Origin of the sequence: Actinorhabdospora filicis (genome assembly GCF_030269765.1) — a bacterium.
GTDB lineage: Bacteria > Actinomycetota > Actinomycetes > Mycobacteriales > Micromonosporaceae > Actinorhabdospora > Actinorhabdospora filicis.
Genome location: NZ_BSTX01000001.1, coordinates 297,086 through 322,213, shown reverse-complemented (window position 1 = coordinate 322,213; position 25,128 = coordinate 297,086). Strand labels below are relative to the sequence as shown.

Sequence of the window (25,128 nt, the reverse complement as noted above, 5' to 3'; positions counted from 1 at the left end):
GGCTACGCGTCGCCGAAGCCCGCGAAGACCTTCCGCTTCACCGCCGGCATCGCGTTGAACGCCCGGAACGCCGTCTTGCCGAAGAACCGGCCCACCGGGTTGCCCGAGACCGTCATCATCGCCGTCTTCAGCGACGCCCGCACCGCCGCGAAACCGTAGTCCCGCATCCGCTCCTCGTACCCGCCGATCGCCGGGACCACCGGGCGCTCGCCCCTGGCGACGGCGACGAGGGCGTCGTGGAGGTGGCGGGCGTCGCGCAGGGCGGTGTTGGCGCCGATGCCGCGGAACGGCGTCATGCTGTGGATCGCGTCGCCGAGCAGCGTCACGTTCGTGGCCGCCCAGGCGTCCACGGGCACCGAGGTGGTGATGGGGATGAGCGTGACCGTGGAGGTGTCGGTGCCCTCGACGAGGGCGCGCAGCCGGGGGCTCCAGGACGCCGTCATGGCCCGCGCCAGGTCGTGCAGCCCGGCGCCGTCGAGGTCCTCCAGGGCCCGGCCGGCGCGGTAGGCCTCGCGCTTGGCGGCGAAGGCCCAGAACACGTAGGGCGTGGTGTTGTCGAAGAGCGCGCCGGGCGCCAGTGCCGGGTCGTCGCTTCCGATCGCGCCGGCCGCGGCGGGCGCGAACTCGTGCGGGGCGATGAACATGCCGTGGTCGCGGGGCGGCATGACGCTGGCCGGTCCCCGCAGGAACTCGGCGGGCAGCGCCCGGCGGGCCTCCGGCGTCAGCGCGTACTTGCCGACGATGGTCACCACGCCGGTCTGGACGCGCTGGGCGTGCGGCAGATACTGCCGCCGCACCCGGGAGTTGCCGCCGTCGGCGCCGACGAGCACGTCGCCGGTGGCGCTGGTGCCGTCCTCGAAGAACGCGGTCACCCGCCCGTCCGGGGTCCGCTCGTAGCGCTCGAAGCGCTTGCCGTAGCGCACGTGCCCGTCGAGCCCGGCGAGCAGGACCTGCCGCAGCGTGATCCGGCTGACGCCGTGGTGGCCGTCCTCGGGGGAGCGGGCGCCGCCGGTGGTGATGGCCTCGTCCAGGTGCAGCAGCTCGCGCATCTTCTCGTCGTAGAAGCGGAACTCGTTGCCGCCGTGCCCGGCGGTGGCGGTGAAGGCGGCGAAGGACTCCGGCGGGAGCAGCTCGTGCAGCGCGCGGCTGCCCTGCGGGTTGATGTGGATGCGGTAGCCCTGCAGCCGGTCGTCGCGGTGGAGGTCGCGCTCGTAGACGGCGACGCTCACACCGGACTTCCGCAGGCCCTGGGCGAGGGCGAGGCCGCCGATGCCGCCGCCGACGACGAGGACGTGGAGGGACGAGGCGTTCATGGGAGGTTCCTTTCGAGCCGTGGGGGTGGGTTGCTCTCGGGAGGGACTAGCCCTCGCTCCAGTCGAAGCGCTTGCCGGACCGATTGGCCTTCTGCTCCTGGGCGCCCTTGGCCGCCCAGGACGCGATGAGCCGCTCCAGCAGCTCGGTGAGCCGGACGACGTCCTGCGCCGGCCAGTCGGCGATGACGCCGTGGAAGACCTCGGCCCCGGCCTCGCGGAACCGCGCGGCCTGCTCGCGCCCGGCCTCGGTGGCCTCGATGAGCGAGGCGCGCTTGTCGGCCGGATCGGTCCGGGTGGCGACCAGCCCGGCGTCCTGGAGCGCCTGCACGTGCCGGGTGACCGACGACGGGAGCACGTCGAGCTCCTCGGCGATCGCCCCGGCCCGCAGCGGGCCCCGGTCGGCCGCGACGGTCAGGACGCCGACCCGCACGGGGTCGAAGGCGCGGGCCTGGCCGCGCCGGGCGGCGTCCAGGACGCGGGTGACGGTCTCGGAGAGGCGGGCCGCCTCTTCTCTGGTTGTTTGCATGAAGCAAATATAAGTCAGTTGTTTCATGGAAGCAAGTAATTTCTCCCCGTGTACGCCAAAGGCGCCGGACGGGTGTGTCCGGCGCCTCGTGTGTGTGCGTGTGGGTCAGTCCCGGGCGGTCTCCCGCTCACGCAGGAACTCCTCGACGGTGCCCCGGGCCCGCGCGTCCTCCATCAGCGACTCCCCGACGATGCGCCCGGCCAGGTCCACCGCGATCTCCCCGATCACGCCGTGCAGCTCGGCCAGCACCGCCACCCGGTCGGCCGCCAGGGCCGCCCGCCCCTCGGCGAGCACCTGCTCCCGCGCGGCCTCGGCCCCGGCCATGACCTCCGCCCGGATCTCGTAGGCCTCGGCGCGCGCCCGCTCCCGGATCACCGCCGCCTCGGCCCGCGCCGCGGCGATCTCGGCCCGGAACTGCTCCAGGACCGCCTTCGCCTCGATCGTGGTCCGCTCGGCCCGCGCCAGCCCGCCCTCGATGGCGTCGGCGCGCGCCTTGAAGGTGGCCTCCATGCGCGGGAAGACGAACTTCATCAGCACGAAGCAGAGCAGCCCGAACAGCAGGAGGGCCACCAGGACCTCGGTCCAGACCGGCTTGATGATGTCGCGGCTGTCCTGGGCGAGGACGACGCCGTCGGCGAGGGTCATGAGGATCCTTCCGGTCGAAGGGGATGAGTGCACTGTAGACAGTTCTTCCCCCCGGCGGTGTCCCCGCTTCGAGTCAGTGCCCCCGCGCCACCCACTCCGCCAGGTGCGGCGCCTCGTCCCCGATGGTCGTGTCGTCGCCGTGCCCGGTGCGCACGACCGTCTCCGGCGGCAGCCCCAGCAGGCGCTCGCCGATCGAGGCGATGATCGTGGGGAAGTCGCTGAAGGACCGTCCCGTGGCGCCCGGGCCGCCCCGGAACAGCGTGTCCCCGGTGAACACCTCGCCGGTGCCGGGGGAGTGGAGACAGACCGCGCCCGGCGCGTGGCCGGGCGTGTGCAGGACCCGCAGGACGGTACCGGCGACGCGCAGCTCCAGCCCGTCGGCGAGTTCCCCGTCGGGCGCGCGGCCGGGGTGGGTCAGGTCCCACAGCTCCCGGTCGGCGGGGTGCAGCAGGACGGGCGCGCCGAGCAGCCGCGCGAGGGCGGGCGCGGCGTTGACGTGGTCGTCGTGGGCGTGCGTGCACACGATCGCGGTGACGGCGCGCCCGGCGACGGCGGCGGCGATGGCCGCGGCGTCGTGGGCGGCGTCGATGACGATGACCTCGGCGTCGTCGCCGACGATCCACACGTTGTTGTCGACGTCCCAGCTGCCGCCGTCGAGGGTGAACTTCCCGGAGGTGACGACCCGCTCGGTCCGCGCGCTCACAGCAGGACCACCGAGCGCAGGACCTCGCCGCGCTCCATCCGCGCGAAGGCCTCCTCGATGCCGTCGAGGGTGATGGTCTCCGACACGAACGCGTCGAGGTCGAGGCGGCCCTGGAGGTACAGGTCGATCAGCATCGGGAAGTCGCGTTCGGGCAGGCAGTCGCCGTACCAGGAGGACTTGAGCGCGCCGCCGCGCCCGAACACGTCCAGCAGCGGCAGGTCGAGCCGCATGTCGGGCGTGGGCACGCCGACCAGGACGACCGTCCCGGCCAGGTCGCGGGAGTAGAAGGCCTGCTCGTAGGTCTCGGGACGGCCGACGGCCTCGATGACCACGTCGGCGCCGAAGCCGCCGGTGGCCTCGCGGACGGCCTCGACCACGTCGTGCCGGCGCGCGTTGATCGTGTGGGTGGCGCCGAGCCCGCGCGCCCAGGTGAGCTTGCGGTCGTCGATGTCGACGGCGATGATCTTCGCCGCGCCCGCCAGCCGCGCGCCGGCCACCGCCGCGTTGCCGACGCCGCCGCAGCCGATGACCGCGACGCTGTCGCCGCGCGAGACGTTCCCGGTGTTCAGCGCGGCCCCGAAGCCGGCCATCACGCCGCAGCCGAGGAGTCCCGCCACCGCCGCCGAGGCGGTCGGGTCGACCTTGGTGCACTGACCGGCGGCGACCAGCGTCTTCTCGGCGAACGCGCCTATCCCGAGCGCGGGCGACAGCGGCGTCCCGTCGGCGAGGGTCATCTTCTGGGCCGCGTTGTGGGTGTCGAAGCAGTACCAGGGGCGTCCGCGGCGGCACGCGCGACACCGTCCGCAGACCGCCCGCCAGTTCAGGATCACGAAGTCCCCGGGTTCGAGGTCCCGCACGTCCGGCCCGACGGCCTCGACCACACCGGCGGCCTCGTGCCCGAGCAGGAACGGGAACTCGTCGTTGATGCCGCCCTGGCGGTAGTGCAGGTCGGTGTGGCACACGCCGCACGCCTGCACCCGCACGAGCGCCTCGCCTGGGCCGGGGTCGCCCACCAGGATGGTCTCCAGGCGAACAGGGGCACCTTTTCCGGGGGCCACCACTCCGCGCACCTTCTGTGACATCGCCGTCTCCCTAAGGCCGGGGTTTCGACCTTACGGGCATCCGGAGCCGGTGGGGAAGGGGCCGGTGCCCGCCTGGAGGTCCCGGCGGCGGTGAACCGGGCGCCACGGCGGCCATCGCCGTGACCGGGACCTCCGGCGCGGCACCGATCACACCCGGCTCTCCTCCACCGCCTTGCGGCCCGAACGCAGGCTGGTCACCGTGACGGTCGCCAGGACCCCCACGATCACGGCCAGCGACAGCGGCGTGGGCACCGTCGGCACGCCCGGCCAGGACTCGTGCGCCCAGTGCAGCACCAGCTTCACGCCGATGAACGCCAGGATGATCGCCAGCCCGTGGTTGAGGTGCTTCAGGCGGCCCAGCGCCGACTCCAGGACGAAGTAGAGCGCGCGCAGCCCCAGCAGCGCGAACGCGTTGGCGGTGAACACGAGGTAGGGGTCGGAGGTGATGCCGTACACGGCCGGCACGGAGTCCACCGCGAAGACGATGTCGGTGGCGAAGACGGTGAACACGACCACCGCCAGCGGCGTCAGCGCCGTCCGGCCCTTGTCGCGGGTCAGCATCTTCAGGCCCCGGTAGCCGTCGGTGACCGGCATGACCCGCCGCAGTATCCGCACCGACCGCATGTCGCCGGCCTCGCGCTCGGGCCCGGGCCCGCCGACGGCCTCCTTCATGATCTTCACCGCGGTGAGCAGCAGGATCGCGCCGAACACCAGGAACGCCCACGTCCCCGCCTCCAGCATCGCCGCGCCGAGCGCGATGAAGATCCCGCGCAGCACCAGCGCGCCGACGATGCCGAACAGCAGCACCCGCTGCCGCAGCTCCGGCGGCACGGCGAACCCGGCCAGGATCAGCATGAAGACGAAGAGGTTGTCCACCGACAGCGACTTCTCCACGACGAAGCCGGTGAGGAAGTCCACCGACGGCCCGCCGCCGTGCGCCGTCCACAGCCACAGCGCGAAGAAGAACGGCAGCGCCAGGTAGAACACCGACCACCCCACGGCCTCCCGCATGGAGACCTTGTGCGGCTTGTGCGTGACGGCGAAGTCGAGCACGAGGAGCGCGAGCAGCACACCGATGCTGGCGATCCACAGCGCGGGCGTCGCGATGGACGTGGGCGGCGCGGCACCGGCGGACAGCACGGAAGAGACGGGTGACATGGGCGGAAAACCTCCACGACGAAGTCGTGAGGTCTCCTTCACCCTGGAGGGCGGCCACCCGAGGTCACATGGGTGACCGTACTGACCGGATGGACCTTGGGAAGTACTCCCCTCCAGCACAGTATAGGGATGATCAAGCGCGGTGGGCGGGTGCGCGTGCGGGAGGACGTGGCGAGCGGCTCACGTCACCGCCGGTCCCGGGGAAACGGCGAAGGCCGGTCTCCCTGGGGGAAACCGGCCTCCGGCCTGCTACTTCTCGGTGCGCGATACTGGGATCGAACCAGTGACCCCTTCGGTGTGAACGAAGTGCTCTCCCGCTGAGCTAATCGCGCCGACGTGGCACTACTGTACCGGACGCCCGGGGCGGTCCTCGACCGGATACCCCCGGCCTGGATAGGCCCTGCTCAGGCCGGGCCGCGCTCGCGCACGTCCCGGCCCGGGCGGGTCATCCGGCGCTGGCGATGTCCCTGCGGCGCAGGCCGGTGAGGCCCGCGGTGGTGAGGGCGGCGGCGAGTGCGAGCAGCCACAGCAGGGGCGCGGCGTCGAATGTGGACGCCGATGGCGCGGGGACGTGGGTGAAGGGGGAGAGGTCCATCGCCCACTGGTCGAGCTGGAGGATCGGCCCGAGCTGGCCGAGCAGGACGAAGACCACCAGGGCGGCCCAGGCGAGCGCGGCGAGGCGGGGCGCGAGCCCGAACAGCGCGACGGCGAGTCCGGTGAGGACCCAGACGGCGGGCAGCTGGACGGCGGAGCTGCGCAGGCTCGACGTGAGCTGGCCGCCGACGTCGCCGACGGCCGCGCCGTAGACGAGGCCCATGGCGGCCCCGGCGGTCAGGAGCAGGACGGCGGGCCCGATCACGGCGAACGCGAGGTGGCCGGCGGCCCACTTGACGCGCCCGACGCCGGTGGCGAGGACGGGTTCGGCGAGCAGCCCGGTCTCCTCGGCGCGCAGCCGGAGGGTCGCCTGGATGCTGTACACGGACACGATGAGGGCGGTGATGCCCATGATCATGGTCATGTAGATGTCGATGATGGAGCCCTGGTCGAGGCGTTCGAGTACCTCCATGAGCTGCGGGTTGGAGTCGAAGATGTCCTCGACGCCGTTGGCGGCGCCGCCGAAGACCGCGCCGAGCAACACGAAGCCGATCACCCAGCCGAGGAGCAGCCCGCGCTGGAGGCGCCAGGCCAGCGCGAGGGGCGTCCGCAGTGAGGGTCTGGCGGTGGCGGGCCCGGGGCGGGGTGCGACGAGCCCGGCGCCGAAGTCGCGGCGGCGTTGCAGCGAGTAGGCGCCGGTGAGCAGGACGGCGGTGAGCGCGGCGAAGAGCCCGAGGACCCACCAGGCGTTCTCCTCGAAGGGCCGCAGCCGCAGTGCCCACCCGATGGGGGACAGCCACGACAGCCAGGCGGGGCCACCGGTGTCGCCGACGGCGCGCAGCAGGTAGCACCCGCCGAGGGCGAGCCCGGCGAGGCCGCTGGCGAAGCGCGCCGACTCGGTGATCTGCGCGGTGAGCCCGGCGAGGGTCCCGAAGACCACGCCGTTGACGGTGATCTGGAACGCGAAGGCGATCGAGCCCGCCCCGTCGAGGCCGCCGCCGGCGGTGATGGCGGCGGTGAGCGCGAACAGGACGAGGTTGGCCAGGTAGACGGTGATCAGGGACGAGGTGAGCGGCGCGAGGCGTCCCACGACTCCGGCGCGCACGAGTTCCAGGCGGCCGGTCTCCTCTTCGGCGCGGGTGTGCCGCACGGCGATGAGCAGGCTCATCAGCGCGGCGAACACCCCGATGGTGGTCCCGTACCGCCAGGACAGGAACGCCCCGGTGGAGTCGCCGTAGAGGGGCCCGTAGAGGGCCTCGAAGGTCGGGTTCGACGCCACCGACGCGGCCAGTTCGGCGCGTTCCTGGGCCGTGTCGTACAGCTTGGTGAAGGTCGCCACCGCCGACTGGAGGATCAGCGCGAACGCGATCAGCCACACCGGCAGCAGGATCCGGTCCCGGCGCAGCGCCAGGCGGACCAGCGACCAGGTTCCGGCGAAGTTCATGACGTGGACGCTCCGTCCTCGGCGGGGCCGGGCTTCAGCTCGTCCTCGTAGTGGCGCAGGAAGAGCTCCTCCAGCGTCGGCGGGCGGCTGGTGAGGCTGCGCACGCCGACGGCGGTGAGGGCCTTGAGCGCGCCGTCGATGCGGCTGGTGTCGACCTCGAAGGTCACGTGCGCGCCCTCGGTCCGCAGGTCGTGGACGCCGGGCAGCGCGGCCAGGTCGCCGGGCTCGGCGGTGAGCTCGGCGGTGATGGAGGTGCGCGTCAGGTGCCGCAGCTCGGCGAGCGTGCCGGTCTCCACGACGCGGCCCTTGCGGATGATGCTCACCCGGTCGCACAGGGACTCGACCTCGGCGAGGATGTGGCTGGAGAGCAGGACGGTGCGCCCGGCGCGGCGTTCCTCGTTGACGCACTCCTGGAACACCGCCTCCATGAGCGGGTCGAGCCCGGAGGTGGGCTCGTCCAGGAGCAGCAGCTCGACGTCGCTGGCGAGCGCGGCGATGAGGCCGACCTTCTGCCGGTTGCCCTTGGAGTAGGTGCGGGCCTTCTTGCGGGGGTCGAGTTCGAAGCGCTCGATGAGCTCTTGGCGGCGTTTGACGTTGAGGCCGCCGCGCAGGCGCCCGAGGAGGTCGATGATCTCCCCGCCGGACAGCGCGGGCCAGAGGGTGACGTCGCCGGAGACGTAGGCGAGCCGCCGGTGCAGGGACGTGGCGTCGCGCCACGGGTCCCCGCCCAGGAGGGTCGCCTTGCCGGAGTCGGCCCGCAGGAGGCCGAGGAGGACGCGGATCGTGGTGGACTTCCCGGCGCCGTTGGGGCCGAGGAAGCCGTGCACCTCGCCGGTGCGCACGGACAGGTCCAGCCCGTCGAGGGCGTGGGTACGGCCGAAGTGCTTGTGCACGTCGGTCATCGAGATGGCCGTTTCCATGTTTTCGACGATACGCTTGATTCACAATTTTGTGAAAGTTGGCGATGCTTTAAAAACTTCCGGAGCGTCAAGAATTCGTCAATCGGCTAGCCTTGCCGCTCCGGACCACCTGGAAGAGGGCGACCATGGACGCGATGAACGACACGCCGCGCGATGAGCGGGCGATCCGCGAGTACGCGGAGGGCTTCGCCTCCAACCTGGTCGCCGCGGGCATGGCCCGCATGCCCGCGCGGGTCTTCGCCGCGCTCCTGGTCACCGACGGGGGCAGCCTCACCGCCGCCGAGCTCGCCGAGACCCTCCAGGCCAGCCCGGCCGCCATCAGCGGCGCGGTCCGCTACCTCACCCAGGTCGACATGATCCGCAGGGACCGCGAGCCCGGCTCCCGCCGCGACGTCTTCCGCCTCTACGACGACATCTGGGACTCCCTGCTGCGCCGCCGCGACGCGATCCTGCGCATGTGGGCGGCGAACCTGCGCGAGGGCGCGGCGATCGTCGGCGCGGGCAGCCCGGCGGGCAAGCGCATGTCCGACTCGGCCGAGTACTTCGAGTTCGTGCACCGCGAGCTGCCCGGCGTCCTGGACGCCTGGGCACGCCATAAAGAGGACAGGGCCAAGAAGGGTCTCGACGCGGCTCAGTAGCCGGACGCGGCGCCGATCAGCGCGCGCGGGTCGGCCGCGCCGCCGCGCGTCCCGTCCTCGCCGATCTCGATGAGGTTGGCGTGGCCGTACCTGCCGTCGTCCACGCGCCGGACGGTGTGCCCGCGCGCGGCCAGCCCGTCCCACGCGCCCGGCGCGGCGGCCTCCAGCTCGACCGGCGCGCCCGCGTCGGCCCACGTGTCGAAGCCGGTGCCCGAGGCGATCCGCCAGCGCGGCGCCGCCATCGCCGCCCCGGGCGTCTCGCCCAGGTACAGCAGCCGCGCCAGGATCTGCAGCAGCGCCTGCGGCTGCGCGTCCCCGCCCTGCGTGCCCAGCACCGCCCGCAGCGACCCGTCCGGGCGCGTGACCAGCGCCGGGGCGAGCGTGTGCGGGGGACGGCGGCCCGGCCGGTACTCCGCCGGATGCCCCTCGACGAGGTTGAACCCGAGTCCCCGGTTGTGCAGGCCGATCCCCGTCGACGGCTCGAACAGCCCCGAACCGAAACCCGACGCGTTCGACTGGATCAGCGACACCCCCGTGCCCTCGCCGTCGACCGCGCACAGGTACGTCGTCCCGCCCGGCGTGGTCAGGTCGGCCAGCTCCGCCCGCCGGTCGCGCCGGACCAGGTCCCGCCGCGCGGCCACCGCCGCGTCCGTCAGCAGCGCCGCCAGGTCGGCGTCCTCGTGCAGCGCGTCGGGGCGGTCGTGCCCGGCGACGCGCGCCGACTCCACCAGCAGATGCGCCCAGTCGGCCGCCGAGGCGTCCCGGGGCAGGCCCAGGCCCTCGGCGACGGCCAGGCCCAGCAACGTCAGGTAGCCCTGCGAGTTCGCCGGGATCGTCCACACGTCGTGCCCGAACACCCGCCGCCCCAGTGGCTCCACCCACCCCGCGACCGGCTTCAGGTCCGCCTCGGCGAACTCGCCGCCGCCCACCCGCAGCAGGCCGCGCCCGAACTCGCCCCCGTAGAACGCCTCCCGGCCGCCCTCGGCGATCGCCCGCAGCGTCCGCGCCACCCCCGGACGCCGCACGCGCGCGCCCGGATGCGTCGCGCTCAGCAGGTCGGCCGCGCCCTCCGCCCCGGCGACCCGGGGCAGCGCGGCCACCAGCAGCGGCGAGGCCGGGAAACCCTCCTCGGCATACCGGATCGCGTCGGCGAACAGCACCGGCAGCGGCAGCCGCCCGAACCGCGCGTGCAGCTCCGCCCACCCGTCCACGCAACCCGGCACCGTCACCGCCCGCACGTCGCCGTGCAACGGCATCACCGCGTGCCCCTCCGCGCGCAACCGCGCCGGATCGGCCCCCGAACCCGCCCGCCCCGACGCGTTCAGCGCCACCGGCGCCCCCGCCCGCTGGTGCACCAGCGCGAACAGGTCACCGCCCATCCCGCACAGATGCGGCGAGGTCACCGACAGGACGGCGTTGGCCGCGAGCGCGGCATCGGCCGCCGAACCACCCGCCCGCAAGGCGGACACGCCCGCCTGAGCGGCGAGCTGATCGGCGGCGCAGACCATGGCGGCAGGGGCGTAGACGGTCACCCGCAACACCCTAGGGCCTCGATCACCGCACCGGAAGCCACCCGCCGCCGCGCCCCGCGCCTCGGGCAGAATCGGCCGATGACGAGCCCCCGCCTCATCGCCACCGACCTCGACGGCACCCTCCTGCGCGCCGACCACACCCTCTCCCCGCGCACCATCGCCGCCCTCCGCGCCGCCCGCGCCGCCGGGACCCTCGTCGCCGCCGTCACCGCCCGCCCGCCCCGCGCGCTCGCCGACATGGGCCTGGCCGCCCACTGCGACCTGGCGATCTGCGCCAACGGCGCCCTCGTCCACGACCTCGCCGCCGACCGCGTCGTGTCGACCCGCGCCCTCACCGTCCCCACCGCCCGCAAGGCCGCCGAAGCCGTCGCCGCCGTCGTCCCCGGGGTCGGCTTCGGCGTCGAGACCGGCTTCGAGGTCGTCGCCGGGCCCGGCTACACCCGCCGCGACAGCGTCGGCGACAGCACCCGCCACGTCAGGGCCATCGACGACGTGTGGGCCACCGCCCACCCCATCGTCAAACTCCTCGCGCACAGCACCGCCCACCACGCCGACGACATGCTCGCCGCCGCCCTCGCCGTCGCCCCGCCCGACGTGGTCGTCAGCCACTCCGGCGGGCGCGGGCTCCTGGAGATCAGCGCCGCCGGCGTCACCAAGGCCACCACCCTCGCCGCCCTCTGCGCCGAACACGGACTCACCCCCGCCGACGTCATCGCCTTCGGCGACATGCCCAACGACATCCCCATGCTCGAATGGGCCGGACGCGGCTACGCGATGGGCGACGCCCACCCCGACGTGCGCGCGGCGACCGTTCACCACGCCCCGGCCTGCGCCGAGGACGGGGTGGCCGCCGTCCTGGAGACCCTCTACTGAGCCGCCAGGATCCGCTCCAGCTTCACCCGCTCGCCCGGCCCGACGTTCGGGTCGCGCAGCTTGGCCACCACCGCGCTCGCGATGTGCTCCTCGCTCAGCTCATGCTCCCGCGTCGTGATCAGGAACCGCGCCAGCAACGGCGCCTTGAGCACGTCGACGGCCTTGCGCGCCGCCCACGGCAGCGGCGGCGTCATCGCCTTGAACAGCACGACCACCATCGCGATGTCGGCCTGCGGCGCGCCCGCCATCGCGTTGCGCCAGTCGATCACCACCGGCCCGGCGGCGGTCACCATCACGTTCTCCGGATGCAGGTCCAGGTGCACCACCCGGTCCCCGCCCTCCGGCAGGCGCGGCAGCCAGTCCGGCGCCGGGATCGCGTGCAGCCGGTTGTGCAGCTCACCGAGGACCTTCCCCGGCCGGCCCGGATTCCACACCCGCCGCAGCGCCGCCCGCGTCAGCGTCACCCCGTCCACGCGCTCCATCACCATGTCCGGGCCCGCCGCCTCGAAGACCTCCGGGACCGGATACCCGTGCGAGCGCAGGTAGGTCATCAGCCGCGCCTCCGGCTCGGTGTCCCCGCCCTCGCGGTAGCGGCGCAGGACCCGCCGCTCATCGAGGGCGAAGACGTCGGCGTCGCGGCCCCTCCCGATCAGCTCCATCAGCCCAGGTCCTCCGCCACACCGAACGCCAGGCGCGAGTAGGCGGTCTCCGAGGCGCGCGTCAGCCACGCGTCGGCGCTGTGCCAGCCCCGCTCCGGGCTCATCTGCGCGTCGTGGATCGGATGCGCCCGCTCCGGCTTCACCTCCCGCGCGAACGCGATGGCCTCCCCGATCTTCATCCACGACCCGTGGATCGGCACGAACAGCACCTCCACGTCCACCCCCGGCGGCACCAGCGAATCGCCCGGCACGTACACGCGCCCGCCGACCAGGTAGCCGAGGTTGGCCACGTCCGGCAGCTCCTCCCAGATGTGCGCGTGCCGCCCGCCGTGCGCCGAGACCGTCATCCCCGCCGCCTCGAAGGACTCGCCCGCCTCCACCGCGACCGCGCGCTCGCCGAGGTCCAGGTGCGCCAGGGCCTCGGCGGGACCGTAGACGCGCAGGTCCGGGTTCTTCCCGGCGGCTTCGGCGATGAGCTCGGCGCTCATGTGGTCATTGTGGACGTGGCTGATCAGGATCGCCTCGGCGCCGTCCAGCGCGCCCGGTTCGGTCCAGATGCCCGGGTCCACGAAGATCGCGCGCCCGCCCTCTTCGACGCGGACGGCCGCGTGTGTGTACTTGGTCAGCAACATGCGCGACAGCCTACGACGGACGTCGATGTCCCACCGCCCAGGCGGGAACCGGCCCGCAGTACTCCAGGGCCCCGTCGCCGCGCAGCCGCACCTGGTCGCCGGTGCGGAACAGCGTGGTCCCGTCCGGGCCCGGGCGGAACGCCGCCGCCGTCGCCTCCGGGTCGCCCGGGTAGCCCGAGGCGACGCCCGCGCCGCCGATCCACAGCTCGCCCGGCGTGCCCGGGCGCGCCGGGCCGCCGTGCCGGTCGACGATGTAGAGCCGGTTGTTGTCCACGGGCAGGCCGATGTCGGGGGCGTCCTCGCCCTCCTGCGCCAGGATCGCCAGGGCCGCCACGATCGCGTTCTCCGGCACCCCGTACAGCGAGAACACCGTCGGGAACGAGATCGGCGGGCGCCGCCGCACCTTCCGCCCGCCCACCAGCAGGAACCGCAGCCGGTTCCCGTCGGGCAGCGGCCGCGCGAAGACCCGGTCGGCCAGCGGCGCCGGGAGGCACGCGACGGTGATCCGCTTCAGCGTCCACCACGCGGTCAGCTCCAGCTCGTCGTCGCGCAGCTCCTCGGGGACCATGTGGACCGCGGCCCCGGCCAGCAGCGCCGGGTAGATCTCGGCGAGGTTCACGTCGAGGTCCAGGTCGAGCATGTGCGCCACCGCGTCCCCGGAGGCCAGCCCGAGCGTCGTCATGCCCCAGCGGACCATGTTGACCAGCGCGCGGTGCGAGACCGCGACCGTGCGTCCCGGGACCTGCGTGCGCACGTGGTAGGCGGCGCGCTCGGGATCGGCGGGCGGCGCGGGCGGCTCGCCCGTCTCGCCCGGGTCGTCCTCGACGTGGACGACGGCCACGCCCAGGTCCGGCGCGTTGCGGGAGGCCAGCACCATGCGCGCGCCCCGGGCCGTGCCGGTGAGCTCGTCCAGCGGCCGCGCCGGGTCGAGCGGCAGGAACACCGCGCCCAGCCGCAGGACCGCCAGCTGCGCCGCGATCAGGTCCGGGCGGCGCGGGATCAGCACCGCCACCAGGTCACCGGCGCCCGTGCCGTGCCGGTGCAGCAGCCGCGCGAGGGTGCCCGCCCGTTCCCGCAGCTCCCGGTACGTCCACGTGGTCTCGCCGCACACCACCGCGACCGCGTCGGGCGTGGCGGCGGCCTGGAGCTCGAACAGCTCGTGCACCGAATCGGTCGACGGCGGCATCGCCGGGCCCGTCACGGCGGGCGTGAGCGGCTCGCCGAGGCCGAGGATCTCCGTCAGCGGCGCCGAGGGCGTGGCCACGGCCGCGACCAGGACGTCCAGGACCGCGCCGAGGACGTTCTGGGCGACCTCCTCGCCGAAGACGTCGTCGCGGTAGTCGAGCCGCCAGCGGAGCCCGTCGCGCTGCCACACGCGCAGCCGCAGGTCGGTGCGCAGCGGGTCGGGCGGGAAGTCCAGCACGGTGGTGCGCACACCGGTCAGCGCCGGTTCGAGGATGCCGCCGTCGAACTCGACGGTCGCGGCCAGCGCCGGGACGTGCGGCACGCCCGCGGCGTGGCCCCGCGCGGCGGCGGTGGCGTCCCGGGCGGAGGCCAGCAGCAGCGTGAACGCCGGGTCGCCGGACATGTCCAGCCGGATCGGCAGCAGCCGCGACAGCGGCCCGACGAGCGCCCCCGCGCCCGGCACCTCCGCGCCGACGACCACGTCCTCGCGTCCCGACAGGCCGTGCAGCGCCGCCGCGAACGCCGTCAGCACCACCGTCGGCACGGTCACCCCCGCGTCGGCGGCGAGCGCGCGCACCCGCTCGGCCAGCGCCGAGGGGACCTCCAGGTTCACCGAGCCCGCGCCCGGTCCCGGAGCCTCCGGCCGCACCCGGTCGGACGGCAGGTCGAGCGGCTCGGGAGCCACCGCGAAGCGCTCCGCCCAGTACGCGCCCGTCCCGGCCGAGACCTCGGGCGCGGGCAGCGAGCTGTACGGGACCGCGGCGGGAAGAGGAGCCGCCTCCCCGTCCAGCGCCGCCCGGTACAGCTCGGCGAGCTCGGCGGCCAGCACCTGGTACGACCACGGATCGACGGTGAGCGGATGGAACGCGCAGATCAGCACGTGCCGGGTGTAGCTGAAGCGCAGGAGCTGGAAGGAGACGGCCTTGCCCGCCGCCTGGTCGAGGGAGGCCGAGGACGCGGTCGCCAGGGCGTGCCGGACGGCGGTGTCCTCGTGATAGCCGGTCAGGTCGGTGACCGGGACGTCGAGGTCGACCTGCGGGAGCACGATCTGGAGCGGCCGCCCGGTGATGTCGCTGTACATGGTGCGCAGCGGCTCATGGCGGGCGACGACGGCGCGCAGCGCGGCGGTGAGCGCGGAGACGGTGAGCGGGCCGTCGAACTGCACGGCCCGGACGAGGTTGCCGTCGGACCGGTGCGGCCAGAGGAGCGTTTGCGCGGGGGAGAGGGGGGCGTGGACGGGGTCGGGGGCCTGCGAGGGGGTGGGGTCGGATGTGGGGGCGGAGGTGAGGTTGGCGGAGCCGGAAGCGGAATCCGATTCCGAATCCGGTTCCGTTTCACCTTCGGACGCCGGAGTGGGCTCCGCTGCCGTCGACCGGGCCGCCTTTGCCGGTTCGGCTGTCGCGGCCGAAGTCGTGGGTGCGGCCGGTGTGTTCGGTGCGTTCGGTGCGGCAGTGGGGTCCGAGGTCGGCGACGCCGATGCGAGGCCCGAAACGGAAGCGGAATCGGAATCCGGTTCCGTGGCCTGGTTTGCTCGGGGCGCGGCCTGGCCTGGAGCCGTGCCCGGTGTCGGGGTTGCCCGGCCCGAGACGGAATCCGGTTCCGTGGCCCGGTCTGCTCGCGGCGCGGCCCGGCTTGGAGTCACACCTGGGGCCGGGGTTGCCTGGCCCGAGACGGAATCCGGTTCCGCCTCACGCCCCTCGGCGGGGTCACCGTCGCCGAGCCGATCGGCATCCGCCCGAGCCTGCGCGCTCGTGCTCAGAGGCGGGGCCGGGGTGGAGGCCTGGGCGGGGGTGACGGGTGCGGCCGGTGTCCTCACGGAATCGGAATCCGGTTCCGTTTTTCCGTCGATGCCGTCGATGCCGTCGATGCCGTCTTGCCCGAGGCTCGCGCCCATCTCGCCGTGGGCGAGCTCATCCGCGTGCGTGTCCACGCCCGAAGCCGATGCCGCGGTCGGTCCGTGCTCCGAAGCCCCTGCCCCGGTTCGGGCCGTGACGGAAGCGGAATCGGCTTCCGGTTCCGTTTCGGATTCGCCGCCGGTGGCGCGAGCGCCGATGTCCGTGGCGGTGGGTCCATGAGCCGTGTCGGCCGGGCCCCGGCCAGCGCGCGACAGCGGGTCCGTGCCCGGCGCGCTCGCGTCCCCGCCGGGCGTCCGGGGGTATCGGGTGCCCGCGGCCTCCAGGGGGCCTCCGGTCGCCGCCCAGAAACCGCCCTCGATCGCCACTTCCTCGTGCTCGGCCGCGTGCTCGGCCCCGTGCTCGCCCCCGTCGAAGTGCGAGTGCTCGCCCACGGGAGCGGAAACGGAATCCGCTTCCACCTCCGGTCCCACCTCGCGCTCGGCCGCCGAAGCCATCGCCGCCCCAGCCGCCTCACCCTCGACCGCCCCCGGGGCCCCGCCGTGGATCTCACCCCGGTGGGCCTCACCGAACTCACCCCACTCCGGCGCCTCCGCCCCCAGCACCACGATCACCTCGTCGGCCCCGGCCTCCCGCGCCTCCGCGAGCCGCGCCGGGTCCGCCGCCGCGTCGAGCGGCACGCGCACGGCCACCCGCCCGTCGTGGCGGACCGCGCGGTAGGCGGCGGCGGGACCGGCGGCGTCCACGATCGCGTCGAGCCCGAGCCGCGCGGCCTCGGCCGCCTCGCCCGCGTTCGCCGCGATGGCGTCGGCGCGGCCGCGCCAGCGCTCGTCGGGGTGGGTGAAGGGCGTGTGCAGCGCGTATCCGGCGCGGCCCTCGGACGCGTCGTCGACCACCGCGCGCTCGGCGGCGGTCGCGGCGTCCAGGCGCAGGAGCAGCCGCCGGGTCTGCCCGGCGATCGCGGCCGCCGGCACCGGGCCGGGCAGCCACAGCGCGCGCAGCCCGTGGGCCTCGGCGAAGCGGGCGATCTCCAGGACGCGCGGGTAACCGGCGTCGGGCAGGGACAGGCTCACGTCGAGGGCACCGGCCGCCGCCAGGACCCGCAGGATCCGCTCCTGCTCCGCCGCTCTCGCCCGGTGCCTCCCGACGACCGGGTCGGGCGCGATGATGCGGGTCGGCGGGGGAGCGGTCGTGGTCACGGTGGGGGTCCTCGGGGTCGGCGGCGGTTCGGGGGGCGGCGCGATCGAGACGCCCGCGTAGTACAGATTGCCCGCCGCGTGCCACCTCGCCCCCACCCGGCCGGTTTCGACCTCTCCGGTCAGTAGCGCGGCCCCGGACGACGCCTCGCCTCCCGCGTTGGCGCGCACCCCTTCGGGGCCGACCTGGACGAGCGTCCGGCAGCCCGACCCGAGCAGCGCCCCCAGCGCCAGGTCGAAGCGGACGGGCAGGCGCGCCTGGTCGCGCAGGTGCGCGGCGTCGGGCAGCCACCCGGGCGGGCGCGTGCGCCCGTCGACGCCGCTGGTCACGGGCAGGCGGGTGGGCCGGAACCGCATCCCGGCCAGCTCCTCCTCCAGCTCCCGCAGGACCGGGTCGGCCAGCGACGTGTGGAACGCGCGCGTGACCTGCTGGCGGCGGGTGCGCACACCGGTGCCCTCGCACAGCGCGATGAGCGCGGCGACGGCGTCCTCGGGCCCGGCCAGGACGCGCCGGTCGGGCCCGTCGACCGCGGCGGTCTCGATGCCGGGGACGCGTGCGCACAGCGCCTCCGCCTCGGCGGCGGTCGCGCGGACCTCGACGGCCCCGGCGGGCGCGCCGTACTCCTGCATCAGCCGCGCGCGCAGCGACACAAGCCGGACCGCCTCGCGCGCGTCCAGGGCCCCGGCGGCCACCAGGGCGGTGAGCTCGCCGGTGCCGTGCCCGAAGACGTGGCCGGGGGTGACGCCGTGCGCGGCGAGCGCGGCGGTCATGGCCAGCTGCAGGGAGACCAGGACGGGCTGGGCGATGTCGGCCGGCCAGTCGGGGTCGGGGTAGGCGAGGCGGCCGCGCAGGTTCGCGCCGGTCACCTCGCGGTAGGCCCCCGCGCATTCGTCGAGGACCGCCGCGAACGCGGGGTCGAGGGCCAGCTCTGCGGCGTCGCCCACGGAGGACTCCGGCCCGGCGTAGACGAAGGCGACGGGCCCCTCGGGCGGTGTCGGGGACTGGGACATGCGGGATCCGTTCGTGCGGCGGTCCTGCATTCTTACCCGACGCCGCAACGCCCGCCCAGCCCGGCGGTGGGGCCGCGCAGCGCGGCCCCGGAGGATGGGTCAGCAGGTGTTTCCGGTGCGCAGGCAGCTCGCGGGGCCGACTTGGATGCAGCTGCCGTCGCAGTTGATCTCGCACGAGTAGCGGTAGCGGTAGGCGCGCCCGTCCTCGCAGCCGCAGATGGCGCCCCACCGCGTCTGGATCTGGCCGACGTTGCCCACGCACGCCCCGGCGGTGCTCTTGCCGGCGAGCGCCGTCACGAGCCGGTCGGCGAGCCCCGTAATACGCTTCATCTCTGTCTCCCTTTCGCGCCTCGGGGTGAGGCGAGGACAGATTAGGGTCACCGCGTGCTCACGGGATGATCATGCGACCGCCAGGGGCTCCTTCTTATGCGATGGCGTGTGCGCAAGGAATCCGGTGACGAGCAGGTACTGCGCGGCCACGTAGGTCGCCATGATCCACACGTCGACGGCCGGGGGACGCCAGGTGTGCGCGATCCCGGTGGCGATGAGGGTGTCGGAGATCAGGAACAGCGCGCCCCCGGCGGCCGCGCGTACGTTCACGCCCACGGTGAGGACGGCGGTGGCGGTCAGCAGCAGGCTGTACACCGCGACGGGCGCGCGCAGCGGACCCGGCAGGCCCGGCCAGAGCGCGACGAGCACGGCCGCCCACACCACGGCGTAGGCGCAGGCGGCGATCGCCACCTTCCGCGTCCGCCACGAGCCGTGCCGGATGGCGGTGACCTCGTAGCGGAGGTGCCCGAGGGCGAAGGCGCCCATGCCGCCCAGGAACGCCGCCTCGGCGGGCAGCTGGAGCAGGACGTCGCCCGCCCAGCCGAACAGGACGGCGGCGATCAGCGGCGTCCGCAGCGGCGGGCGCGCGGCGATCGCGGTGAACCACGCCAGCAGCGGCATGAGCAGCGGTTTCGTGGCCGTGGCGGCCGTGTCCCAGCCGGCGCCCAGGGCGGCGAGGTGGACGAGGGCGAGGGCGGCGAGCAGCGCGAGGGGGAGGGCCCGCTTCACCGCTCACTCTCCGGGCGCCAGCCGGGGCCGCGGAACAGGTGGCCGAGGCGGTCGCGCCAGGTGGCCGCGCGCATCACGTCGCGCCCGATGGCGGCGTACTCGTGGGTGGCCACGCGCAGCGGGTTGAAGGTGGTGAGGTTCTTGGTGAGCCCGTACACGGGCCGTTCGAGCTCGGGGGCGAAGGAGCCGAAGAGGCGGTCCCAGACGATCAGGATGCCGCCGAAGTTGCGGTCCAGGTAGCCGCCCTGCGAGGCGTGGTGGACGCGGTGGTGGGACGGGGTGTTCAGCAGGAACTCGAAGGGGCGCGGCAGCCGGTCGACGCGCTCGGTGTGGATCCAGAACTGGTAGACCAGGTTCACCGAGGAGCAGAAGGCGATCACCGCGGGGGACACCCCGGCGGCGGCCATCGGGATGTAGAAGATCCAGCTGGTCAGCGACGTCCAGGGCTGCCGCAGCGCCGTCGACAGGTTGAACCGCTGACTGGAGTGGTGCACCACGTGACAGGCCCACAGCACGCGGATGACGTGGTGGCCCCGGTGCGACCAGTAGTAGAAGAAGTCCTGCGCGAGCAGCAGCGCGGGGAACGTCCACCACGTGAACGGGATCCGCAGCGGCGTCAGCGCGTAGACGGCGGTCAGCGCGGCGACCGTCGGGATCTTCCAGAGCAGGTCGAAGAAGACGCTGCCCAGGCCCATGGAGAGGCTGGCGGCGGTGTCCTTCGCGTCGTACCCGGCCTCGTCCTCGTCGGGATGGAACCGGTAGGACACGATCTCGACGATCGTGAGGAGCACGAACGCCGGTATGGACCACAGGACGACGTTCGGCAGCTCCGGCATGACGGCAGGCTAGTACCCGCGCGGTCGCAGGGGGAAGACTTCGTTACCGACAAGTAATGAAGAGATGCGCCGTAGCCGCCCACCACAATGGGCGGCGGGGCCGGTACGTCCCGAAAGGAGTGATCCATGGCGACCATCTGCCCGATCCTCGGGTACCGCGACGCCGAAACGGCCATCGCGTGGCTCGGCGAGGCCTTCGGCTTCATCGAGCACGCCGTCATGCGCCACGACGGCGGGATCGCCCACGCCGAGATGCGCTACGGCGACGACATCGTGATGCTCGGCGAGCGCGAGGAGCACAAGGAGACCTACGGCATCTACGTCGTCGTCGACGACCCCGACGCGCACCACACACGCGCCGTGGCGGCCGGGGCGACGATCACGCGCGAACTCACCGACATGGACTACGGGTCGCGCGAGTACTCCTGCCTCGATCCCGAAGGCCACGAGTGGCACTTCGGGACCTGGCGTCCCGTCAAGGACTGAGCGAGCGCGGGGCGGCGTCGCCCGCCGCCCCGCGTCCCGCTACTTGAGGCCGTTGTCGATGGCCGTCATCAGAGTGCCGTTGTCGCCGGACATCTCCCAGATCATCACGCCCAGCAGGCCCTTCGACTTCAGCCACGCCATCTTCTTGGTGATGAGCCAGGGATCGTCGAAGGTCCACCACTGGCCGTTGTTGCCGGTGTAGCAGTACGTCGACAGTGACTGCTCGTCGTGGTAGACCGTGCAGTTGGGGACCGAGGCGAGCAGGTTGGCGTAACCTCTCGTCCCCGCCTCCTCCGGGAACTGCCCGGGTGCCGCGCCGGTGGCCGACTGCCACTCGCCGTGGACACCGCCGTCGGCGACGCCCTGCCAGCCGCGCCCGTAGAACGGGACGCCGATGGTGAGCTTGCGCGGGTTGACGCCCGCGTCGATGTACGGCTTGATCGCGTCGACCACCGAGAAGTGGAAGTTGTACGGGTCCTGCGCGTCGGTGTTCTGGTTGGAGGCGTGCCCGGTGCGGTTCGGCTCCCAGGAGTTGTCGCTGCCCGCGCCGTGGAAGTCGTATCCCTGCACGTTGGCGAAGTCGAGGTAGTCGAAGACGCTCGGGTTGCCGTCATTGGTGGTGATGTCCCAGCCCGTGGCGATCTTCGCCGGGTCGGCCGGGGTGAACGCGGTCAGCTGGTAGTGCTTGCCGGTGGTCTTGGTCAGTTCCTCCATCTGACGCCGGAACTCGGCGATGAGCAGCGTGTTGTTGGCCTTGTCCTCGGCCGACCAGTGGTTGCCGGGGTGTCCTTCGGCGCCCGGCCACTCCCAGTCGAGGTCGAGGCCGTCGAACACGCCCGCGGCGCTGCCCGCGCCGCCCGCGCCGTTGTAGCTGGGCAGGTTGCCCTTGATGTACAGGTCGATGCAGGAGGCCGCGAAGGCCTGCCGCCGCTCGGGGGTCAGGGCCGCGTCGTGGAAGAACTTCGAGTACGTCCACCCGCCGATCGACATCATGACCTTCAGGTTCGGGTACTTCGCCTTCAGCTTCTTGAGCTGGTTGAAGTTGCCGCGCAGCGGCTCCCACCCGGTGTCGGCCACGCCGTCCACCGACTGGGCGGCGCTGAAGCCGCGGCTGTAGTCGGCCTCGGCGTCACCGGCGCCGGTCCCCTGGTCGGGGTCCTGCGGATTGGCCGTGGTGCCCTTCGTGACACCGTTCATGCAGGTGAAGGTGTTCTGGTTGAGGTTGGTGAAGGCGTAGTTCAGGTGCGTCATCTTCGCCGCCGCGCCCGAGGTGTGCAGGTTCCGCACGAAGAACTGGCGCCCGTAGATGCCCCACTGCGCGAAGTACCCGACGCGGGCGTAATTGCCGTTGCCCACGGGATCGTCGGTGGTCACCGAGAGCGCCGGCGTCGCCGCCGACACGTTGTCGTAGATGTCGCGGGCCTTGACGGTGAACTGGTACGGCGTCGACGGCGCCAGGTTGACCACCTTGGCGGTGGTGCCGGTGACCGTCTGGTTGAGCGTCCCGTTAACGTAGACCTCGTAGGCGAACAGCCCACCGGCGTCGGTCGAGGCGTCCCACGCCAGGCTCACCGTCACCGAGTCGTGATAGGGACTGCGCAGGTTGCCCGGCACCGTCGGGGGCGTGGTGTCGTCGGCGGGATTGCGGGTCGCCCCCGTCACCGGCGCGCTCGCCGCCGAGACGTTGCCCCGGGAGTCCTTGGACTTCACGGTGAGCTGGTAGGACGTGTTCGGGGTGAGGCCGGTCAGCGTGGCCGACGTGGTGTCCACACTGGCCTTGAGCGCGCCGTCGGCGTAGACGTCATATCCGGTGATCGGGAAATCACCGGGAGCCGGGGCCGTCCACGAGAGGCTGATGCGCGTCGTCGTCCGCGCTCCCACGGTCACGTTCGTGGGCGCTCCGGGGGGTGCGTCGGTGCCACCGTCGCACTTGTTCCCGTTGATGCGGCACGAGAGTGGCGTGCTCATGGGGGAGGAGGAGATGAAGTAGTAGCTGTAGGGCTCGGTGTCGCGGCCGGCGGCCACGTTCCCGTTGTAGTAGGCGTTGGCCACGGAGAACGCGTTGTTCGGTTTCGTCGTGGCGGTGCCGTTCCAATGCCCGTCGACCTTGGTCGCGGCGGGCAGCTGGAACTCCAGGGTCCAGCCGTTGATCGCGGCCGAGGTGGGGTTCTTGACGATGAACTTGCCCATCCACCAGGAGCCGTAGCTCGTCTGCGTGAAGGTGGCGGTGAGACCCGCGGCGGCCTGCGCCGGCGCGGACAGGGCGACCAGCCCGGATAGGACTAAGAGGGCGGTTGCGGTGAAGGTGAGAGCGCGTGACCGGATCTTCATGGCGTGTCTCTTCTGCCGGAGGAGTCTGCCAGAGCGGGCCGAGGGGAGCGGCCTGCGAGTTGATCCGGACGCTACTCTCAGGAAACATTCCAGTCAATAAGGACGGTCCATGATGGACCGTCGCCGGCAGGCCCGCCATCAGGCGTTAGACCCCGCCGCGCGGTTCCCGGGCACGTCGCGACCGTCCGCCGGGGCGCGCCGCCGGGCGCGGGCGGGACGCCGTCCCCGTTCACCGAATGCGAACCCCCGCGAAACGCGCGCGTCAAGAGTGATTCAGCTCACAAGTTTCGACGTTTCTTCTCGGCCCGGGGTCTGGCGAATGACAGTCCGGTAACGATACGGTGCCCCAACGATCCGGCAAGCCCCGCAAGCTCCATATAGGACTCAATATGACGACATCGTCTGAGACGGCCTCCGGAGAGCGAGAGAACGTCGACAGTCTCCAGATCCAGCGCGGCCCGGAGTTCGCCGCGCTGCGCCGGGCACTGCGCGTCTTCGTCTTCCCCGCCACCGTCGTCTTCCTCGTCTGGTACGCCCTCTACGTCGCGCTCTCCGCCTATGCGCGCGACTTCATGGCCGTGAAGGTCTTCGGCGAGATCAACGTGGCACTCCTGTTCGGACTGTCGCAATTCGTCTCGACCTTCCTCATCGCCTGGCTGTACGCCCGTTACGCCGCCAGGAACCTCGACCCCAAGGCGGAGGCCCTGCGCCGCGAGTACGAGCGCCCCGCCGACGACGCGACCGCCGATGGCGGTCCGGAAGGGACGGTGCAGGCGTGAACCTCCTCGCCGACGGCGACACCTCCACCACCCGCACCTGGACGATCGCCCTGTTCCTGGTGTTCGTCGCCGCCACGCTGGCCATCACCGTCTGGGCCGGGCGCCGCACCAAGGGCGCCAGCGACTTCTACGCCGGCGGCCGCTCCTTCAGCGGCTTCCAGAACGGCATGGCCATCGGCGGCGACTACATGTCGGCGGCCTCGTTCCTCGGCATCGCCGGCATGATCGCCCTCAACGGCTACGACGGCTTCCTGTACTCCATCGGCTTCCTCGTCGCCTGGCTGGTGGCGCTGCTGCTGGTGGCCGAGCTGCTGCGCAACTCCGGCAAGTACACGATGGCCGACGTCCTGGCGTTCCGCATGCGGCAGCGCCCGGTCCGCACCGCCGCGTCGGTCTCCACCGTGACCGTCTCGATCTTCTACCTGCTGGCGCAGATGGTCGGCGCCGGCGCCCTCGTGGCCCTGCTCCTGGGCATCAAGGCCGACCACACCTTCCTCGGCATGGACGCCGACACCGCCAAGATCGCCACCATCGTCCTCGTCGGCGCGCTCATGATCACCTACGTGGTCATCGGCGGCATGAAGGGCACCACATACGTCCAGATCATCAAGGCCGTCCTCCTGCTCGTCGGCGCGGCCCTGATGACCGTGCTGGTCCTGGCCTGGTTCAAGTTCAACCTGTCGGATCTCCTGCACGCGGCCACCACCAAGTCCGGCAAGGGCCCCGCCTTCCTCGAACCCGGCCTCAAGTACGGGAAAGAGGTGCCCGGCGACGCCTGGCAGACCATGGTCAACAAGCTCGACCTGCTGTCCCTCGGGCTCGCCCTGGTCCTCGGCACCGCCGGACTGCCGCACATCCTGATCCGCTTCTACACCGTCCCCAACGCCAAGACCGCCCGCAAGAGCGTCCTGTGGGCCATCGGCATCATCGGCGTGTTCTACCTGATGACCCTCGCCCTCGGCTTCGGCGCGGCGGCCCTGGTCAACCGGCCCGAGATGTTCGACCCGGACAAGGGCGCGGGCAACGTCGCCGCGCCGCTGCTCGCCCGCGTGCTCGGGAGCCACTTCTTCGGGGGTGATCTCGGCGGGGCGATCCTGCTGGCCGTCATCGCCGCGGTGGCCTTCGCGACGATCCTCGCGGTCGTCGCCGGGCTCACCCTGGCCTCCTCGTCCTCGCTCGCGCACGACCTGTACGCGAACGTGTTCCGGCGCGGCAAGACCAGCGACAAGGAAGAGGTCGTCGTCGCGCGCTGGGCGGCGGTCGTCATCGGCATCGTCGCGATCGTGCTGGCGATCTTCGCGCAGCGCCTCAACGTCGCCTTCCTCGTCGGCCTCGCCTTCGCGGTGGCGGCCTCGGGCAACCTCCCGGCGATCCTGTACAGCCTGTTCTGGAAGCGCTTCAACACCTCCGGGGCGGTCTGGGCCATCTACGGCGGCCTCGGCTCGGCGGTCCTCCTGCTCGTCTTCTCCCCGGTGGTGTCCGGGACGGAGAACGCGCTCTTCCCGGGCGCCCACTTCAACCTCTTCCCGCTCACCAACCCCGGACTGGTGTCCATCCCGCTCGGGTTCATCTTCGGCTGGCTGGGGACCCTCATCGGCCGCGACAAGGCCGACCCGGAGAAGTACGCCGAGCTGGAGGTGCGCTCGCTCACCGGCATCGGAGCGCACTGACCC

21 protein-coding genes and 1 tRNA gene are annotated in these 25,128 nt (G+C 72.8%); 5 read left to right on the top strand and 17 right to left on the bottom strand.

The genetic code is table 11. From position 1 onward, the window contains the following. Positions 1-2: 2 nt before the first annotated feature. The 9 genes from QSK10_RS01530 to QSK10_RS01490 form a co-directional block, all read right to left on the bottom strand. Positions 3-1,313, bottom strand: coding sequence for an FAD-dependent oxidoreductase (locus QSK10_RS01530; protein ID WP_285660732.1), 1,311 nt, complete (start codon positions 1,311-1,313; stop codon positions 3-5). A 46-nt stretch (positions 1,314-1,359) separates the two neighbouring features. Beyond that, entirely contained in the window at positions 1,360-1,839 is a 480-nt protein-coding gene (locus QSK10_RS01525; protein WP_285660731.1) for a MarR family winged helix-turn-helix transcriptional regulator, read from the bottom strand. Between the two features lie 105 nt (positions 1,840-1,944). After that, positions 1,945-2,484 carry a F0F1 ATP synthase subunit B gene (gene atpF / locus QSK10_RS01520; protein WP_285660730.1) on the bottom strand — a complete coding sequence of 180 codons (540 nt, stop codon included), beginning with the start codon at positions 2,482-2,484 and terminating at the stop codon, positions 1,945-1,947. Between the two features lie 73 nt (positions 2,485-2,557). Continuing rightward, positions 2,558-3,187: an MBL fold metallo-hydrolase gene (locus tag QSK10_RS01515; protein ID WP_285660729.1), complete on the bottom strand. Its 630-nt coding sequence runs from the start codon at positions 3,185-3,187 to the stop codon at positions 2,558-2,560. Beyond that, positions 3,184-4,269 (bottom strand): S-(hydroxymethyl)mycothiol dehydrogenase, encoded by a 1,086-nt coding sequence (locus QSK10_RS01510; protein ID WP_285660728.1) that lies wholly within the window; start codon positions 4,267-4,269, stop codon positions 3,184-3,186. Before QSK10_RS01510 ends, QSK10_RS01515 begins: the two co-directional genes overlap by 4 nt. 147 nt (positions 4,270-4,416) lie before the next feature. Beyond that, a complete protein-coding gene (locus QSK10_RS01505; RefSeq protein WP_285660727.1) occupies positions 4,417-5,427 on the bottom strand; it encodes a TerC/Alx family metal homeostasis membrane protein in 1,011 nt (336 codons plus the stop codon). A gap of 260 nt (positions 5,428-5,687) precedes the next feature. Continuing rightward, positions 5,688-5,759: transfer RNA gene (locus tag QSK10_RS01500), tRNA-Val, on the bottom strand. A gap of 113 nt (positions 5,760-5,872) precedes the next feature. Beyond that, on the bottom strand, positions 5,873-7,465 hold the full coding sequence (locus QSK10_RS01495) for an ABC transporter permease (RefSeq protein ID WP_285660726.1): 1,593 nt from the start codon (positions 7,463-7,465) through the stop codon (positions 5,873-5,875). After that, the gene (locus QSK10_RS01490) at positions 7,462-8,385 is read right to left on the bottom strand and encodes an ABC transporter ATP-binding protein (RefSeq protein ID WP_285660725.1); all 924 of its coding nucleotides are present in this window, start codon (positions 8,383-8,385) and stop codon (positions 7,462-7,464) included. The genes QSK10_RS01495 and QSK10_RS01490 overlap by 4 nt, the downstream gene beginning before the upstream one ends. Positions 8,386-8,519: 134 nt before the next feature. On the opposite strand from QSK10_RS01490, the gene QSK10_RS01485 reads away from it, so the two are divergent. After that, complete coding sequence (locus tag QSK10_RS01485) at positions 8,520-9,023, top strand: GbsR/MarR family transcriptional regulator (RefSeq protein WP_285660724.1); 504 nt, start codon at positions 8,520-8,522, stop codon at positions 9,021-9,023. On the opposite strand, the gene QSK10_RS01480 is transcribed toward QSK10_RS01485, so the two are convergent. Next, positions 9,017-10,555 (bottom strand): gamma-glutamyltransferase family protein, encoded by a 1,539-nt coding sequence (locus tag QSK10_RS01480; RefSeq protein ID WP_285660723.1) that lies wholly within the window; start codon positions 10,553-10,555, stop codon positions 9,017-9,019. The two genes, QSK10_RS01485 and QSK10_RS01480, sit on opposite strands and share 7 nt — an antisense overlap. Before the next feature lie 78 nt (positions 10,556-10,633). On the opposite strand from QSK10_RS01480, the gene QSK10_RS01475 reads away from it, so the two are divergent. After that, complete coding sequence (locus tag QSK10_RS01475; RefSeq protein ID WP_285660722.1) at positions 10,634-11,428, top strand: HAD family hydrolase; 795 nt, start codon at positions 10,634-10,636, stop codon at positions 11,426-11,428. On the opposite strand, the gene QSK10_RS01470 is transcribed toward QSK10_RS01475, so the two are convergent. The 6 genes from QSK10_RS01470 to QSK10_RS01445 all read right to left on the bottom strand — a co-directional run bounded on the left by QSK10_RS01470 (position 11,422) and on the right by QSK10_RS01445 (position 19,859). Further along, positions 11,422-12,087 carry a phosphotransferase gene (locus QSK10_RS01470; protein ID WP_285660721.1) on the bottom strand — a complete coding sequence of 222 codons (666 nt, stop codon included), beginning with the start codon at positions 12,085-12,087 and terminating at the stop codon, positions 11,422-11,424. The genes QSK10_RS01475 and QSK10_RS01470 overlap by 7 nt on opposite strands. Then, positions 12,087-12,719, bottom strand: coding sequence for an MBL fold metallo-hydrolase (locus QSK10_RS01465; protein WP_285660720.1), 633 nt, complete (start codon positions 12,717-12,719; stop codon positions 12,087-12,089). The genes QSK10_RS01470 and QSK10_RS01465 overlap by 1 nt, the downstream gene beginning before the upstream one ends. Positions 12,720-12,729: 10 nt before the next feature. Then, positions 12,730-17,964, bottom strand: coding sequence for an AMP-binding protein (locus QSK10_RS01460; protein ID WP_285660719.1), 5,235 nt, complete (start codon positions 17,962-17,964; stop codon positions 12,730-12,732). Between the two features lie 99 nt (positions 17,965-18,063). Then, a complete protein-coding gene (locus QSK10_RS01455) occupies positions 18,064-18,294 on the bottom strand; it encodes a hypothetical protein (RefSeq protein WP_285660717.1) in 231 nt (76 codons plus the stop codon). Positions 18,295-18,363: 69 nt separating this feature from the next. Then, positions 18,364-19,023, bottom strand: a complete 660-nt coding sequence (locus QSK10_RS01450) for a lysoplasmalogenase (RefSeq protein ID WP_285660716.1) — start codon at positions 19,021-19,023, stop codon at positions 18,364-18,366. Further along, a complete protein-coding gene (locus tag QSK10_RS01445) occupies positions 19,020-19,859 on the bottom strand; it encodes a sterol desaturase family protein (protein ID WP_285660715.1) in 840 nt (279 codons plus the stop codon). Before QSK10_RS01445 ends, QSK10_RS01450 begins: the two co-directional genes overlap by 4 nt. Before the next feature lie 126 nt (positions 19,860-19,985). Between QSK10_RS01445 and QSK10_RS01440 the strand changes: the two genes are divergently transcribed. After that, positions 19,986-20,345 (top strand): VOC family protein, encoded by a 360-nt coding sequence (locus tag QSK10_RS01440; protein ID WP_285660714.1) that lies wholly within the window; start codon positions 19,986-19,988, stop codon positions 20,343-20,345. Positions 20,346-20,384: 39 nt separating this feature from the next. Here the strand turns inward: QSK10_RS01440 and QSK10_RS01435 are convergent, their stop codons facing one another. Next, a complete protein-coding gene (locus tag QSK10_RS01435; protein ID WP_285660713.1) occupies positions 20,385-22,676 on the bottom strand; it encodes a glycosyl hydrolase family 18 protein in 2,292 nt (763 codons plus the stop codon). Positions 22,677-23,065: 389 nt separating this feature from the next. Here QSK10_RS01435 and QSK10_RS01430 point away from each other — a divergent pair, with 389 nt between their 5' ends. Together QSK10_RS01430 and QSK10_RS01425 are read left to right on the top strand one after the other, a co-directional pair. Then, complete coding sequence (locus QSK10_RS01430; protein WP_285660712.1) at positions 23,066-23,455, top strand: DUF485 domain-containing protein; 390 nt, start codon at positions 23,066-23,068, stop codon at positions 23,453-23,455. Continuing rightward, positions 23,452-25,125, top strand: coding sequence for a solute symporter family protein (locus tag QSK10_RS01425; RefSeq protein WP_285660711.1), 1,674 nt, complete (start codon positions 23,452-23,454; stop codon positions 25,123-25,125). The genes QSK10_RS01430 and QSK10_RS01425 overlap by 4 nt, the downstream gene beginning before the upstream one ends. Positions 25,126-25,128 lie beyond the last annotated feature (3 nt).

Excerpts from the sequence above, each read along its gene's own strand:
- QSK10_RS01470 (WP_285660721.1), bottom strand. The coding sequence starts at position 12,087 with ATGGAGCTGATCGGGAGGGGCCGCGACGCCGACGTCTTCGCCCTCGAT.
- QSK10_RS01440 (WP_285660714.1), top strand. The coding sequence starts at position 19,986 with ATGGCGACCATCTGCCCGATCCTCGGGTACCGCGACGCCGAAACGGCC.
- QSK10_RS01460 (WP_285660719.1), bottom strand. The coding sequence starts at position 17,964 with ATGTCCCAGTCCCCGACACCGCCCGAGGGGCCCGTCGCCTTCGTCTAC.
- QSK10_RS01490 (WP_285660725.1), bottom strand. The coding sequence starts at position 8,385 with ATGGAAACGGCCATCTCGATGACCGACGTGCACAAGCACTTCGGCCGT.
- QSK10_RS01445 (WP_285660715.1), bottom strand. The coding sequence starts at position 19,859 with ATGCCGGAGCTGCCGAACGTCGTCCTGTGGTCCATACCGGCGTTCGTG.
- QSK10_RS01495 (WP_285660726.1), bottom strand. The coding sequence starts at position 7,465 with ATGAACTTCGCCGGAACCTGGTCGCTGGTCCGCCTGGCGCTGCGCCGG.
- QSK10_RS01510 (WP_285660728.1), bottom strand. The coding sequence starts at position 4,269 with ATGTCACAGAAGGTGCGCGGAGTGGTGGCCCCCGGAAAAGGTGCCCCT.
- QSK10_RS01505 (WP_285660727.1), bottom strand. The coding sequence starts at position 5,427 with ATGTCACCCGTCTCTTCCGTGCTGTCCGCCGGTGCCGCGCCGCCCACG.
- QSK10_RS01475 (WP_285660722.1), top strand. The coding sequence starts at position 10,634 with ATGACGAGCCCCCGCCTCATCGCCACCGACCTCGACGGCACCCTCCTG.
- QSK10_RS01530 (WP_285660732.1), bottom strand. The coding sequence starts at position 1,313 with ATGAACGCCTCGTCCCTCCACGTCCTCGTCGTCGGCGGCGGCATCGGC.
- QSK10_RS01430 (WP_285660712.1), top strand. The coding sequence starts at position 23,066 with ATGACGACATCGTCTGAGACGGCCTCCGGAGAGCGAGAGAACGTCGAC.
- atpF (WP_285660730.1), bottom strand. The coding sequence starts at position 2,484 with ATGACCCTCGCCGACGGCGTCGTCCTCGCCCAGGACAGCCGCGACATC.
- QSK10_RS01485 (WP_285660724.1), top strand. The coding sequence starts at position 8,520 with ATGAACGACACGCCGCGCGATGAGCGGGCGATCCGCGAGTACGCGGAG.
- QSK10_RS01455 (WP_285660717.1), bottom strand. The coding sequence starts at position 18,294 with ATGAAGCGTATTACGGGGCTCGCCGACCGGCTCGTGACGGCGCTCGCC.
- QSK10_RS01465 (WP_285660720.1), bottom strand. The coding sequence starts at position 12,719 with ATGTTGCTGACCAAGTACACACACGCGGCCGTCCGCGTCGAAGAGGGC.
- QSK10_RS01435 (WP_285660713.1), bottom strand. The coding sequence starts at position 22,676 with ATGAAGATCCGGTCACGCGCTCTCACCTTCACCGCAACCGCCCTCTTA.
- QSK10_RS01525 (WP_285660731.1), bottom strand. The coding sequence starts at position 1,839 with ATGCAAACAACCAGAGAAGAGGCGGCCCGCCTCTCCGAGACCGTCACC.